General features: G+C 78.6%; 10 protein-coding genes and 1 pseudogene. 4 read left to right on the top strand and 7 right to left on the bottom strand.

Going from position 1 to position 13242, the window contains the following annotated elements:
• Positions 1-21: 21 nt before the first annotated feature.
• Positions 22-777, bottom strand: a complete 756-nt coding sequence (locus tag AB0E83_RS15575; protein ID WP_362110774.1) for a D-Ala-D-Ala carboxypeptidase family metallohydrolase — start codon at positions 775-777, stop codon at positions 22-24.
• A gap of 363 nt (positions 778-1140) precedes the next feature.
• Between AB0E83_RS15575 and AB0E83_RS15570 the strand changes: the two genes are divergently transcribed.
• On the top strand, positions 1141-3099 hold the full coding sequence (locus AB0E83_RS15570; protein ID WP_362110771.1) for a SpoIIE family protein phosphatase: 1959 nt from the start codon (positions 1141-1143) through the stop codon (positions 3097-3099).
• A gap of 38 nt (positions 3100-3137) precedes the next feature.
• Here the strand turns inward: AB0E83_RS15570 and AB0E83_RS15565 are convergent, their stop codons facing one another.
• The 3 genes from AB0E83_RS15565 to AB0E83_RS15555 all read right to left on the bottom strand — a co-directional run bounded on the left by AB0E83_RS15565 (position 3138) and on the right by AB0E83_RS15555 (position 5086).
• Positions 3138-3677: a MarR family winged helix-turn-helix transcriptional regulator gene (locus AB0E83_RS15565; protein ID WP_362110768.1), complete on the bottom strand. Its 540-nt coding sequence runs from the start codon at positions 3675-3677 to the stop codon at positions 3138-3140.
• A gap of 89 nt (positions 3678-3766) precedes the next feature.
• Positions 3767-4255: a DUF1269 domain-containing protein gene (locus AB0E83_RS15560; protein WP_362110765.1), complete on the bottom strand. Its 489-nt coding sequence runs from the start codon at positions 4253-4255 to the stop codon at positions 3767-3769.
• Positions 4256-4423: 168 nt separating this feature from the next.
• Positions 4424-5086: an alpha/beta fold hydrolase gene (locus AB0E83_RS15555; protein ID WP_362110762.1), complete on the bottom strand. Its 663-nt coding sequence runs from the start codon at positions 5084-5086 to the stop codon at positions 4424-4426.
• Positions 5087-5453: 367 nt separating this feature from the next.
• On the opposite strand from AB0E83_RS15555, the gene AB0E83_RS15550 reads away from it, so the two are divergent.
• A complete protein-coding gene (locus tag AB0E83_RS15550) occupies positions 5454-6320 on the top strand; it encodes a dienelactone hydrolase family protein (protein WP_362110759.1) in 867 nt (288 codons plus the stop codon).
• Between the two features lie 164 nt (positions 6321-6484).
• The gene (locus tag AB0E83_RS15545) at positions 6485-8887 is read left to right on the top strand and encodes a helix-turn-helix transcriptional regulator (protein ID WP_362110756.1); all 2403 of its coding nucleotides are present in this window, start codon (positions 6485-6487) and stop codon (positions 8885-8887) included.
• A gap of 25 nt (positions 8888-8912) precedes the next feature.
• On the opposite strand, the gene AB0E83_RS15540 is transcribed toward AB0E83_RS15545, so the two are convergent.
• On the bottom strand, positions 8913-10493 hold the full coding sequence (locus tag AB0E83_RS15540) for a CAP domain-containing protein (RefSeq protein ID WP_362110753.1): 1581 nt from the start codon (positions 10491-10493) through the stop codon (positions 8913-8915).
• A gap of 165 nt (positions 10494-10658) precedes the next feature.
• Between AB0E83_RS15540 and AB0E83_RS15535 the strand changes: the two genes are divergently transcribed.
• Positions 10659-11630 carry a serine hydrolase domain-containing protein gene (locus tag AB0E83_RS15535; RefSeq protein WP_362110750.1) on the top strand — a complete coding sequence of 324 codons (972 nt, stop codon included), beginning with the start codon at positions 10659-10661 and terminating at the stop codon, positions 11628-11630.
• A gap of 16 nt (positions 11631-11646) precedes the next feature.
• Here the strand turns inward: AB0E83_RS15535 and AB0E83_RS15530 are convergent, their stop codons facing one another.
• Together AB0E83_RS15530 and AB0E83_RS15525 are read right to left on the bottom strand one after the other, a co-directional pair.
• A complete protein-coding gene (locus AB0E83_RS15530) occupies positions 11647-12897 on the bottom strand; it encodes an MFS transporter (RefSeq protein WP_362110747.1) in 1251 nt (416 codons plus the stop codon).
• 79 nt (positions 12898-12976) lie between these two features.
• Positions 12977-13242 (bottom strand): annotated as a pseudogene (locus AB0E83_RS15525) (hypothetical protein); the annotation flags it as partial.

Below are 13242 nucleotides of genomic sequence, written 5' to 3'. Positions count from 1 at the left end.
CGGCCGGAGCCGCGGGCGGGATCAGATGCCGCAGGAGGAGGCGGACCAGTAGCGGGTCGGGCGGTGGTCCACGTGGGTGTGGTCGGAGTGGCCGGGGTAGCCCGGGCCGAGGATGCCGTTGAAGCCGTGGTAACGGGCCTGCTGGGCCAGCCGGCACAGGGAGTGCGGGCCGGCGCCGAGGTCGGCCGCGTCACCGTACAGGTGGCGGCTGGAGGAGGCGCCGCCGACCGCGTCGTTGCAGGCGGTGCTGCGGAAACCGCTGGTCACCCGGATGGGCTCGTCGCCGAGGGCGTGCCGGAGGGCCTCCAGCTTCCACATGGTGCGCAGGGCGTTGGCCTTGGCGGTGGTGGCGCTGACGGCCCCGCCGGCCCAGGTGGTGTTGCAGTCGTTGAGCTCGGCGTAGGTGAAGTGGACGGGGGTGCAGTCGTCGTCCTGGAGCTCGTACAGCTTGGCGAAGGTCGCGGGTCCGGCGACGCCGTCGGCGGCGAGGCCGTAGGCGGACTGGAAGCGCTTCACGGCGGCGGTGGTGGCCGGGCCGTAGGAGCCGTCGACGGCGAGGACGGCGCCGTAGCCGGGGTAGCCGGCGACGCGGATCTGGAGCTGGGTCACGTCGCCCCCGGTCGCGCCCTGGGAGAGCGTGCGCGACCAGGTGTAGCAGCCGTCGGCGCGGGCGGGGCCCGCTCCGGCCACGACCCCGGCGAGGCCGGCGACGAGCAGGACGAGGGCGAGCAGGAGTCTGGAGACGGGGGAAACGGCGGCGCGGGGGTGCGGGAGCATCGGTCGGGCCTCCACCTCAACGGGTCCGTGCGACAGGCATGACGGGTCGCGTCATGCGCTGTCATGCATCTGTCAGAGAGCGCCTGTCGGGAGGAAGCCTGGACCGTCGGGTCGACGCGCGTCAACCACGCCCCGGCACCGCCGTCCGGGGCACGACGGCGGGCCGGAATCGGCTCCCGCCGCGATGATGAGAGCGTGAAGGGCGGTGAGAGCGGGGACGGACCGGACCGGCACGGCCCCGGCACGCCGGGGAGCGGGCCGGCCCCGGGGACGGCCGGGAACGGGCCCGGCGCGGACGCCGCCGGAGCCGGGGGCGGGGCCCGGCAGGACGGCCCCGGGTCCGGGCCGGCCTTCGATCCGTCGATGTTCGACGGGACCGTCGCCGCCGTCGCGGTGCTGGCGGGGCCCGAGGACCGGCTGCTCTACACCAACTCGGCGTTCACCCGGCTGTTCGGCGCCCGCCCGATCGGGCTGCCGGCGCGGCTCGCCTTCCCGGACCCGGACGGCCACCGCTTCCTGGGCGTGCTCGACTCCGTACGGGTCACGGGGCGGGCCCGGCAGGTCGTCGGCGAACGCCGGACCGACCCCGGCGCCCCCGGGCAGGCCCGGCACTTCGTGTACTCGTGCAGCCCGGTCACCACCGCCGAGGGGCCCGGGATCCTCGTCCTGGCGATGGACACCACCACCGAGACCCAGGCGCTCCAGCGGTACGAGGCGCTGGTCTCGGCGGTCTCGCACATGGTGTGGGTCATGGGGGCCGACGGCTCCATGGAGGAGATCGTCCCCGGCTGGGAGCGGCTCACGGGGTCGCCCTGGCACCCGCGCGCGGACGAGGGCTGGTACGCGCACATCCATCCGCGGGACCGGGAGCGGCTGAGCGAGGCGTGGCGGCGGGCCGCGGGCGGCGGCGAGCGGTCCGGGGTCTTCGAGGCGACGTTCCGGGTGCGGGCGGCGGACGGCTCGTACCGGCACCTGTCCACCCGCTCCGTGCCGGTCCTGCGGGACGGGCGGATCACCGAGTGGGTGGCGGCCACCGCCGACGTCGAGGACGCCTGGGGCACGCGGCTGCGCGAGCGGCTCCTCGCGCAGGTCGCCGCGGTGTCCGGGGCGAGCCTGCACGAGGCGTTCGCCGAGGTGGTGAAGGTGGTGGTGCCGGAGCTCACCGACGCCTGCCTGATCCTGCTGCTCTCGCACGACGAGTGGCCGCTGCCGGACCACGCCGGGGTGACGGCCCGCCGGATCGCGTCGGCGACCCGGCCGGGGCTGCCCGCCCCGCCCGCGCTGCGCGGCCAGCGGGTGGCGGTGACCCCGGCCGTCCGCAAGGTGCTGGACCGGCGGACGCCGGTCACCTTCCGGCTGCTGCCCGGCGCCCCCGTGCCGCCCGGTCTGATCCCGACGGTCAGCGAACGCTGGCTGACCGCCTCGGGGGCCACCAGCCTCACCCTCATCCCGCTGATCGTCGACGACCTCGTGCTCGGGTACGCCGCCACCAGCAGCAACGGCGACACCCCCGTCCCCGGCCCGGCCGAGACCGAGCTCCTGCGGGAGGTGCTGCTCCACGCCCAGGGCCCGATCCGCATGGTCCTCGACCTCCAGCGGGCCCGGCGCACCGCGCTGGGCCTCCAGCGGGCGCACCTCACGGAGCCGCCGCCGGTGCCGGGCGGGACGCTGGCCGCGCGCTACCAGCCGGCCAGCTCCAGCGAGGAGATCGGCGGGGACTGGTACGACGCCTTCACGCTGCCGGACGGCACGCTGGTCCTCGACATCGGGGACGTGGCGGGACACGACCTGACGGCGGCCACGGCGATGGGACAGATGCGCAGCATGCTGCGGGCGCTGGCGTACGCGGGCGGGCCGGAGGCCACGCCGGACTCGGTGCTCGCCCGCCTCGACCAGGTCGCCGCGGGCCTGGGCACGGCCCCGCTGGCCACCGCCCTGCACACGGCCCTCCGCCGCCGCGCGGACGGCACGTGGCTGCTGGCCTGGTCGAGCGCGGGCCACCCGCCGCCCCTGGTCGTCCCGGCCCGCGGCGACGCCCACTACCTGTCCGGCGCGGCGGACCCGCCCCTGTGCGCGGCCCCGGACCTCCCCCGCACGACCCGCGTCCACGTCCTCCGCCCCGGCGACACCCTCCTCCTGTACACCGACGGCCTGATCGAGACGCCCTCCGCCCCCATCGACGAGGGCCAGCGCCGCCTGGCCGCCGAGGCCTCCCTCTGTCGCCGCCGCTCCCTCCCCGACCTCCTGCGCCTCCTGCAGGGCCTCTCGGACCACCGCGACGACACGGCGATCCTGGCCTTCCGCGCGGACGGCGCCGGCTGACGGCCGGACGCGCGCCGGGGCCCGCGCACCGGGGCGGGTCAGCGGCGGGGGACGCGGAGTTCGGCCAGTTCGGCGTTGAGGGCTTCCAGGAAGCGGAGGACGGTGCCGAGTTCGCCGTCGTCGAAGCGGGCGCGGGCCTTCTCGGTGGCCTCGGCCAGCGGCCGGAAGTGGTCGCGGGCGACGGCCCTGGCGCCGTCGGCGTACTCGACGCGCACCACCCGCCGGTCGGAGCTCTCGCGGGTGCGCCGGATGTGCCCGGCCTTCTCCAGCCGGTCGAGGCAGGCGGTGACGGCGCCGGAGGTCAGGCCCAGGTGGGTGCGGAGCAGGCCGGGGGTGACGGGCCCGTCGTGGTCGAGGACGAACGACAGCGCCTGGACGTCCGTGGGGTGCAGCCGCTGGTCGGCGGCGAAGACGTGGGCGACGCGGTTGACCTCGCCGAAGGTGCGGCGCAGCGCGACGGCGAACCGGTGGAGCCCGACGTCTCCGGCGTCCGGCCCTCCGCCGTCCGTCGTCCCCGCCGCGTCGCCCCGCTCTTCCCGCACGTCCCGCGCCTCCCGCTCGTCCTGTCGACCGACCACGCGAGCAGCGTATACAGCGGCGGGCCCGGGCGGAGACACGGCGGCGCGGGCGCCCGGCGCGAGCCGTCCGGCCGGGCTCCGGCGCTCCGTCACGCGGGTCCCGCGAGCTGCTCCGCCAGGTCCTTCTCGTCCTCGTCGCTGAGGGACGTCTTCAGGACGGTGCCGCCGTGGCGCTGCATCGCCGCCGTGAACTTGTCCTCGGTGAGCTTGGCGGCCATGATCACCAGGGCCGCCGTCCCGGGCCGCAGCAGGTCGCCGACCTGCTGCCGGAACCGGTCGTCGACGCCCGACTTGCCGAGCCGGCCGACGAGTCCGCCGAGCGCGGCGCCGGTGAGCGCGCCGACCGCCGGGGCGAGGAAGAGGATGCCGAAGATGGTGCCCCAGAGGGCACCCGTCGCGGCGGTGGCGCCGACGACCCGGTTCGAGGTGTCGACGTGGGTGCGTCCCTCGGCGTCCACGGAGACGACCGCCAGGCCGTTGAGGCCCACGACGTGGTCGCGCTGCAGCTCCTGCACCGTGCCGAGGGCTTCCTCGGCCACGGCACGGTCCTCGTACCCGATCACGATGAGTTCCGCCACCGCTCGCCTCCTCGCGCGCGCCGCGGCCGGCGGGACCGGCCCCGCGACCGCGCGGGGGCGTCGTCGTACGCCCCTCTCCGCCCGATCCTGTCCCGATGTGCCCGCCTTCGCGAATCGGGCACGGCCGCCGCGCCCGGGAGAAGGGGGACGGGGCGGGTCCGGGAGCCGTCAGGCCGGCTTCCGGACCAGCGTCTCCAGGGCGAGTTCGGCGGCCCGCCGGTGCCAGAGGCGGGCGCCGCGCACCATGGTGTGGCCCCCGGTCGGCATCGGGACGCCGGTCGCGTCCGCGCCCGCCTCCCGGGCCCGGCGGACGAACGCCCAGGAGTCGCGCGCCGCCGTGACCCGGTCCGCCTCGTCGTGGAGGAGGTGCAGGCGACGGCCGGCGAGGTGGGCGACCGGCTCGTCCGGCGGGCACCAGGGCGCGAGGGCCACCACGCCCCGGACGGCCGGGTCCGCGGCGGCCGCGAGGGCGGCCCGTCCGCCCATGGAGTGGCCCACCAGCACGACCGGGACCTCCCCGAAGCGCGCCCGCAGTCCGGCGAGCGCGGCCTCGGCGTCCCGGGCGGCGTCGGCGCGCTCGCCGTTCCAGCCGCGGTGCCGGTAGCGGGCCTCGGCGATCAGGACCGGCCGGCCGCCCGCCGCTCGCCGCACCGCCTCGGCGAAGGGCCGCATCCGCAGGGCGGGGAGGTTGAGGAGCGGCGGCGCTTCGAGGCCGTCGGCCCGTCCGCCGTGCAGCAGGAGCACCGCGCCGGCCGGCGCCTCGGCCCCGTACCGCACGAGCAGCGCCCGGGACGGGTCCCGGGGTGCGGCGGGCCGCGGACGTACGGTCATCGGACCTCCTGCCGGCCGGGGTGGCGGACGGTCGGGGTGGGACGGGGACGGTCACCGGGAGAACGGCGAGATCCGCAGTCTCCCACGGAGCCGGGCCCGCGGTCAGGAGGGCTCCGGACACCAGGCACCGGACTCCGGGCCCCGGCCTCCGGGGCTCCGGGCCCGCGTTCAAGAGGGCTCCCGGTTCCGGTGGCGGGCCCCTCCCGGGCCCCGTCGGGCGGCGCGGAGCCGCCTCCGGGCGCGCGGGACCGGTGATTGTGCCGATGACGGCGTTCCGTGCCGCCCGCACAGTGGCGGGGCCCCCACGGCACCGGCCGCCCCTTCCCTCGGAGGCGGCCGCACCACGACACGAGAGGACGACTTCGTCGTGAAGCGATACCTTGCCGCGGCCTCCGCCGTCGCCGCCGGCCTCGCGCTCCTCCTCGCCCCGGGCGCGGGAGCCGCGACCGGCAATCCGTACGAGCGCGGCCCCGCGCCCACCGAGGCGAGCGTCGAGGCGGCGCGCGGCCCGTACGCGGTCGCGCAGACCTCGGTCTCCTCGCTCGCCGCCGTCGGTTTCGGCGGCGGCACCATCTACTACCCGACGAGCACCGCCGACGGGACGTTCGGCGCGGTGGCGATCTCGCCCGGGTTCACCGCCACCCAGTCCTCGGTGGCCTGGCTGGGGCCGCGGCTGGCCTCGCAGGGCTTCGTCGTCTTCGTCATCGACACGCTGACCACGCTCGACCAGCCGGACAGCCGGGGCCGCCAGCTGCTCGCCGCGCTCGACCACCTCACCCAGAAGAGCCCGGTCCGGGACCGGGTGGACGCCTCCCGGCTCGGCGTGATGGGCCACTCGATGGGCGGCGGCGGCACGCTGGAGGCGGCGAAGAGCCGGCCGAGCCTGAAGGCCGCCGTGCCGCTCACCGGCTGGAACACGGACAAGACCTGGCCCGAGATCAGCACCCCGACCCTGGTCATCGGCGCGGACGGCGACACGATCGCGCCCGTCGCCACCCACTCGGAGCCGTTCTACGAGAGCCTTCCCGCCGGGCTCGACAAGGCGTACCTGGAGCTGAACGGCGCCTCGCACTTCACGCCCAACACCTCGGACACGACGATCGCGAAGTACAGCATCGCGTGGCTGAAGCGGTTCATCGACGACGACACCCGGTACGAGCAGTTCCTCTGCCCGCTGCCGCGGCCGAGTCTGACGATCGAGGAGTACCGGGGCAGCTGCCCGCTGGGGTCCTGACGCCCTGTGCCCGGGCACAGCCCGGCGGGCCGCCCGCGCTGTACGGCCGGGAGGCCGAACTCGCCGCCGTCTCCCGGCTGTTGTCGCCGTCGCCGGACCCGGCCGCGCACACCGGCCGGCCGGTGTGCGTGGCCGGCGGTCCCGGTGAGGGGCGGTCCCGGCTGTTGGCCCGGGCGGCCCTGGACTTCCCGGGCGAGGCGCACGCGGTCGGCGCGCCGCGCCGGCAGGTGCCGTGGAGCGGGGCGCGGGCGCTGTTCGCCGCGCTGGCCCCGTCCGGGGCGGCGGCGTGCCGGGCGGCGCGGCTCGCCCGGGGGCCGGGCGGGATCGCGGCCGCGCTCGCCGCGCTGCTCCCCGGCCGGGGGCCCGTCCTGCTCTGCCTCGACGACTTCCCGCTGTGGGACGCGCACTCGCGAGCCGCGTTCCTCACGCACTGGCGGGCACCGGGCCCGCGCGGGGCGGCCCGCTTCGGCTGGCTCGTGGCCTGTGCGCCCGGCCGCCCCCTGCCCGTCCCGGGCGCGCCGCTCGTCCGGCTGTCGCGCCTCGCGCGCGAGGCGGCCCGCGCCCTGCTGGACGACGCGGGCGGAGGCCGCCTCGGGCCCGCGGTCGCCGAACGGCTCCTCGACGAGGCGGCCGGGCACCCGGGCGTCCTGGTCGAGGCCGTCCGCCGCCTCTCCCCCGGCGTGCTCGCCGGTACCGCCCCGGCGCCGGAACCGCTGGTCGGCGACGGCGTCCTGGCGGCGGTGTACGGCGGTCTGCTCGGCGCCCTCCCGGCGGACGGGCGCAGGCTGCTGGGCGTGGCGGCCCGGGCCTGCGGCGCGCCCGGCGGCGCGGACCCTGCGGCCGGGGACCCGTACCGCACCGACGTGGGCGCGCTGCTGGCCCTCGCCCGGACCCTGCGGGTGCCCACGGAGGCCCTGGACGGCCTGGTGGCGGCCGGGCTGCTCCACCGCCGGGGCGACGAACTGACCTTTCCCGACCCGTTCCTGCGCAGGGCGGCCGGGGCGGGGAGGGACCGGGCCGGTACGGGGAGCGCCGGCCGGGCCGGTACGGGCGTCCGCCCCGCCCCGGCCGGTGCTCCCCCGGGTCCGCACGAGCGGCACCGGGCCGATCGGCTCGGGCCTCCGGCGGGGGTGCGGGGGCGTTCCTCGGCGGCGCGGGGGCGGGCGCTGCTGGCGCGGGGGTTCGCGGCGCTCGCGGGCGGGCCGGTCATGGACGCCCACGAGGCGTTCCTCCAGGCGGCGAAGGCGCTGGGGGGCGGGGAGCCGGCGGAGGCGGCGGACGCGCGGTTCCTCGCGATGGAGGCCGCGTGGGCGGCGGGGGACGTCGACGCCTGCCTCGCCGCGCTCGACCTGGCCCCGGCCGCGCGGGGCACCGAGCGGGCCTTCGCCGAGGGGCTGCGGGCGGCGCTCACGGTCCGCCCGGACCGGGCGCGGCCCCCGCTCGCGCGGGTGGTCGCGGTCGACGCGGCGCGGGACGAACCGCGGCTGCTGCTGCGGGCGGGGGCGGCCGCGCTGGTGCTCGGGGACGTCGCCGCGGCGGCCCGGCTGCACGGCCGGGCCCTGGCGCGGGCGCGGGCCGAGCAGCGGGCCTCGCTCCTCCCCCGGATCCTCGAACACCTCGCGTACGCGGAGCTGCGCGCCGGACGGTACGCCCGCGCCGGGCACGCCGCCGGGGAGGGGCTGCGCGCGGCCCGGGCCACCGGCCAGCTCAACTCGGCGGCCCACCAGCACGCGGTGCTGGCCCTGGTGGCCTCGGTGACCGGCGACGGGCCGGCCGCCCTGGAGCACGCGGGGCGGGCACTGGCGATCGGCCGGCCGCACGGTCTGGCCCAGGCGGTGACGCTCGCCGAGTGGGCGCTGGCGCGGGCGGAGTCGGGCGGCGGGCTGGCCGCCCAGGCCGCCGCGCGGCTCGCGCCGCTCGTCCGCCCCGGTCCGCACGGCGGGCACTTCGCGCTCCGCATGCTGGTCGTGCCGTGCTTCGTGGAGGCGGCGGTCGCCTCGGGGCGGGTGGCGGAGGCGCGGGCGGCGACGGAGGAGTACGCGCGGTGGGCGGGGCACGGCCTCGACCGGCCGGCCCCGGCCCAGCTGGCGCGCTGCCGCGCCCTGCTGGCGGCCTGCGGCGAGGAGACGCACCGCTGGTTCGACGAGGCCCTGCGCCGTCACGAGGACGGCGGCAACGACTTCGAGCGGGCCCGCACCCTCTTCGCGTACGGGACGTGGCTGCGCCGCCGGCGGCGCCCCGGCGAGGCGCGGGGCCCGCTGCGCGACGCCCTGGTCACCTTCGAGCGGGCCGCCGCCGAGGGCTGGGCCCGGCAGGCCCGCGCGGAGCTCCGCGCGACGGGCGCGGCGGGCGACCGCCCGGCGGAGCCCGCCGCCCTCGCCGGGCTGACCCCGCAGCAGCAGCGGATCGCCCGCCTGGTCGCGGACGGCGCCACGAACCAGGAGGTCGCCGACCGCCTGTCGCTGAGCCCGCGGACCGTCGACCACCATCTGCGCGGGGTCTACGCCCGCCTCCAGATCCGGTCGCGGGTCGAGCTGTCCGCCCTGGTCTCGGAGGCGAGGGCCTGACCCCGTGCGGGAGACCGCGGGCGTGTCAGCGGGCTCCGAAGACCTGGGTCCAGTAGGGGCCGCCGTCGGTGTGGATGCCGACGCCGATCTCCTCGAAGGAGCAGTTGAGGATGTTCGCGCGGTGGCCGGGGCTGTTCATCCAGGCGTCCATGACCTGTTCGGGGGTGGTCTGGCCCATGGCGATGTTCTCGCCGTACGTGGACCAGGGGTAGCCGGCGGCGGTGACCCGTTCTCCCGGGCCGTCGCCGTCGGGGTCGGTGTGGTCGAAGAAGTCGCGGGCGGCCATGTCGTCGGAGTGGCCCTGCGCGGCGCGGGTGAGGGTGGCGTTCGCGGTGAGCGGCCCGCAGCCGGCCTTGGCGCGCTCGGCGTTGACCAGGGCGATCACCTGGTCCGCCGCCGAGCCCTGGCCGGTGTCCTGCTGGTCGCCGGTGCCGGGGTCCGGGTCGGTGCCGGGGGTCGGCGCCGTGGTCGTGCGGGTGGGGCGGGGGGCCGTGGTGGGGGCGGCGGTCTTCTTCGCGGGGGTGGTGGTGGGGCTCGCGGTGGTGCGCCGGGGGGTGGGGGTCGCGGTGGTCGGGCGGGGGGTCCCGGTCTTCGCGGCGGTGGTGGCGGGGGTGGCGGAGGGCGTCGCCCGGGAGGGGCGGGCGGAGGGGGTGGCGCCGGTGGGGGCGGGGGCGGTGGTGAGGGAGTCCGGGTCGGGGCCGCGGGGGGCGTCGGGGCCGGGGGCGGCCGCGCGGTTCACCTCCGGGCCCTCCTGCCCGTCGCGCCCGCCGTACAGCGAGAAGGCCCCTCCGGTCACCGCGACGACCGCGATCCCGGCCGCGACGGCGGCCCGCCGCCGGTTCCGCTCCTCCACCCGGCGCCGCCGCCGGCGGTCCGCCCGGGTCCCGCGCCGCCCGCCCGGTGCCGGGGCCGGGGCGGGGGCGGCGAGCGGGGCGAGGTCTCCGAGGTCGTACGCCCGGGTCGGGTCGACGGGCTCGGCCGCGGCGGAAGGCGCGGGGAAGGGGGCGGGCCCGACCGGTGCTCCGGCGCAGGCGGCGCACCGCGTGGTGTGCGCCGCCAGGTGGTCGCGCCATCCGGGGGTCGGGAGGCCGTCCCAGCCGCCGGTCAGTCCGTGCAGGGCGGGGCAGCGCGGCCGCCGGGCCAGCGCGGTGTCGACGGAGCGGGCCGCGTCGAGCCGTCCCCGGGCGGTCCCGATCCGTGCCCCGGTCTCCTCCGCCGGCCACTGGAGCGCGGCGGCCGTCTCGTACCGGGCGAGCAGCCCCTCGTCCTCCAGCCGTCCGAGCGCCGCCAGCACCGCGTCCTGGGCGTCCAGCCAGCCGCCCGTCCCGGCGGCGTGGCCGAGGACCGTGTCGACGGCGAGCGCGACGAGCCAGGGCCGGAAGGCCTCCGGGGACGGCAGGGTGTGGAGGGTGCCGTGGGCGCGGCGCAGGACGTCCTGCGCGACGGTCCCGGCGGCGACGGCGGGGCGGGCGTCGAGGGCGAGGGACGCCAGGGCGTGGACGAGCGGCCGGTGGGCGCCGAGGACCCTGTCGCACGCCCAGGGGTCCCCGTACCGCGCCGCCCGTATCCACTCCGTCATCTCGTCCCTGCCCATGGTGCTCCGCACGCCGTCCGTCCTTCTCTCGCCCGTTCCTGGAGTTTCCTGCGCAGGGGAGAGCCTCCGCGGAGGGGGGCGACAACAGAAAGAGGGAAAGCGGAATCAGTGAGGTGAGTCACAGATGCTCCGGACGGGCGGGCGCACCGGGCGCCGGAGCGGCCTAGGGTGGCCCCCATGGGTGGGGAACGCGGTGAGGCATGGCTGGCGGAGCGGCTGCGGGCGCTGACGGGCGGGGGGTTCCCGGTGGCCGGGGCCGTGGTCGGCCCCGGCGGCACGGCCGTGGCGTCGGTGGGGGCGGGGCCGGAGGCCGACTACGAGATCGGGTCGGTGTCGAAGGGGGTCACCGGCCTGTTGTACGCGGACGCGCTGGAGCGCGGGGAGGTGACGGCGGGGACGGCGCTCGGGGAGCTGCTGCCGCTCGGGGACGCGCCGACGGCCGGGGTGACGCTGGGGGCGCTGGCCACGCACCGGTCGGGGCTGCCGAGGCTGCCGGCCGCGGCCCGGCCGTGGCGGCGGACGTTCGCGCTGTGGCGGCACGGCGCCAATCCGTACGGCGAGGACGTCGCCGAGCTGCTCGACCAGACCCGGACGGTGCGGCTCGGCGCGCCCCGGCCCCGCTACTCCAACCTCGGGTTCGAGCTGCTGGGGCACGCGCTGGCGGCCGCCGCCGGGACGTCGTACGAGGAGCTGGTCGCCGGGCGGATCACCACGCCGCTCGAACTCGGCCGCTTCTACCTGCCCGCGGGGCCGGCCGGGCTGCGGCCGGGCGCGCTGACGGGCACGACGCGGCGGGGCCGGCCGCGCGAGCCGTGGACGGGCGAGGCCCTGGGGCCGGCCGGCGGGATCCGGGCCGACATCGGCGCCATGGCGCGCCTGACCGCCGCGCTCCTCGACGGCACCGCGCCGGGGACGGCCGCGCTCGACCCGGTCGTCCCGTTCACCGCCGGCACGCGGATCGGCGCGGCCTGGATCACCCTCCGGGTCAGGGACCTGACGGTCACCCTCCACAACGGCGGTACCGGCGGCTTCCGCTCCTGGCTCGGCCTGGACCGGTCGGCGGGCACCGGCGTGGTGGTCCTGGCGGCGGCGGGCGTCTCCGTCGACCGCGCCGGATTCGCCCTGCTGACGGACCGGCCGGCGCGGTAGGCGGGGCGCTCCCCGGCTACCGGGTCCGCTCGGCCCAGCGGGCGACCGGGCCGGTGGCCGTGGCGGCCAGGGCGAAGACGCCGCCCAGGAGCAGCCAGCCGGCGGGGCCGCCGCCGATGAGCAGGGTCGTGACGACGAGCGGGCCGAGGGTACGGGCCACGGGGACGCCCGCCCCGTAGAAGCCCTGGTACTGGCCGATCCGGTCGGCGGGCGCGAGTCCGAGGCCGAGCTGCCAGGAGCCGGCGGAGTGCCGCATCTCGGCGACGACGAGGAGTCCGGAGCCGAGGACGAGGACGGCGACGGCCGTCCCGGCGCCGAGCCCCGGGAGCGCGGTCACCGCGAAGACGGCGCAGGCGGCGAGCATGACCGCGCCCGCGCCCCGGACCGCCCGGGCGGCGGTGGCCAGGTCGGTGACCGAGCGGGCGGCGCGGACCTGGAAGAGGGTCACGGTCACGGTGTTGAGGACGAAGAGCGCCGAGACCGTCCAGCCGGGCGCGGCCGTGCGCTGCACGATCCACAGCGGCAGGGCGAGGCCCAGGACCGGCATCCGCAGCAGCATCAGCGCGTTGAGGAGGGTGAGGACGGCGTACGGGCGGTCGCGCAGCACGGTCGCCCCCGGGCCGGCCCCGGTGGCGGGAGCGGGCGCCGGGGCCGGGGCGGGGAGCCGGGACAGCAGCAGCGCGCAGAGCAGGAAGCCCGCCGTGTCCAGGGCGAACACGGCGGCGTAGGCGCCGCGCGTGCCGGCGTGCAGGGCGAGGCCGCCGAGGGCCGCGCCGACGGCGAGGCCGCCGTTCAGGACGGCCTGGAGCCGGGCGAGGACGGCGGTGCGGGCGGCGGGGGCGACCAGTCCGGCGAGCAGGGCCTGCCGGGCGGCGGCGAGGCCGCTCTGCGCGGAGGCGTACAGGGTGGCGGCGGCGAGGAAGGCCGGGAAGGAGTCGATGAGGAGGAAGGAGGCGACCGCCGTCGCGGTCACGAGCGCGAGGAGGACGGAGGTGCCGCGCGGCCCGCGCCGGTCGGCGAGCGTCCCGAGCGGCACCCCGGCCAGCGAGCCCACCGCCCAGGCGACGGCGAGCCCGGCCCCGACCTGCGCGGCGGAGAGCCCGGCGATGCCGGTGAAGTAGAGCGCGGAGGTCACGTAGAAGGCGCCGTCGCCGAGGGAGTTGCTCGCCTGGGCGAGGAGCAGGGCGCGCGGCGCCGCGGGGCGCGGACGGCCGGCGGCGGGCGTGGTGGGTGCGGCGGCGGTGGGGGCCGGGGAGGTGTTCGCCATGGTCACGACGGTACGGTGAACTGGCCCGTTCCTCCTGGTCCATTGGGGGCCCTTGGGAGTGGGCCACTTGGGTGCCGCGTCAGTGTCCGTACACGCTCCGGCACAACTCCGCCGCGCCCATGGGGGCTTCGATCCGCCGCGCCTCGCGGCACAGGCGTCGCATCTCGGGGACCTGCCCGCTCGCCGGAGGGGCCGCGCGGGGCGCGGACACCCGGGGCGCGGAGGCGCGGGGCGCGGGCACGCGCGTGGGGGCGGCGGTGCGGGTGCGGGGCGGGCGCGGCTTCTCCGCCGCGCGGGGCGCCGCCGCCCGGGGTTCCGGGGCGCGGGCGGGAGCGGTGGCGCCCG

Origin of the sequence: Streptomyces sp. NPDC035033, assembly GCF_040636735.1 — a bacterium.
Classification (GTDB): domain Bacteria; phylum Actinomycetota; class Actinomycetes; order Streptomycetales; family Streptomycetaceae; genus Streptomyces.
Note: the sequence above shows the minus strand (reverse complement) of the source record. Positions and strands in the feature narration are given on the sequence as shown.

Excerpts from the sequence above, each read along its gene's own strand:
- AB0E83_RS15575 (WP_362110774.1), bottom strand. The coding sequence starts at position 777 with ATGCTCCCGCACCCCCGCGCCGCCGTTTCCCCCGTCTCCAGACTCCTG.
- AB0E83_RS15570 (WP_362110771.1), top strand. The coding sequence starts at position 1,141 with ATGTTCGACGGGACCGTCGCCGCCGTCGCGGTGCTGGCGGGGCCCGAG.
- AB0E83_RS15535 (WP_362110750.1), top strand. The coding sequence starts at position 10,659 with ATGGGTGGGGAACGCGGTGAGGCATGGCTGGCGGAGCGGCTGCGGGCG.
- AB0E83_RS15530 (WP_362110747.1), bottom strand. The coding sequence starts at position 12,897 with ATGGCGAACACCTCCCCGGCCCCCACCGCCGCCGCACCCACCACGCCC.
- AB0E83_RS15555 (WP_362110762.1), bottom strand. The coding sequence starts at position 5,086 with ATGACCGTACGTCCGCGGCCCGCCGCACCCCGGGACCCGTCCCGGGCG.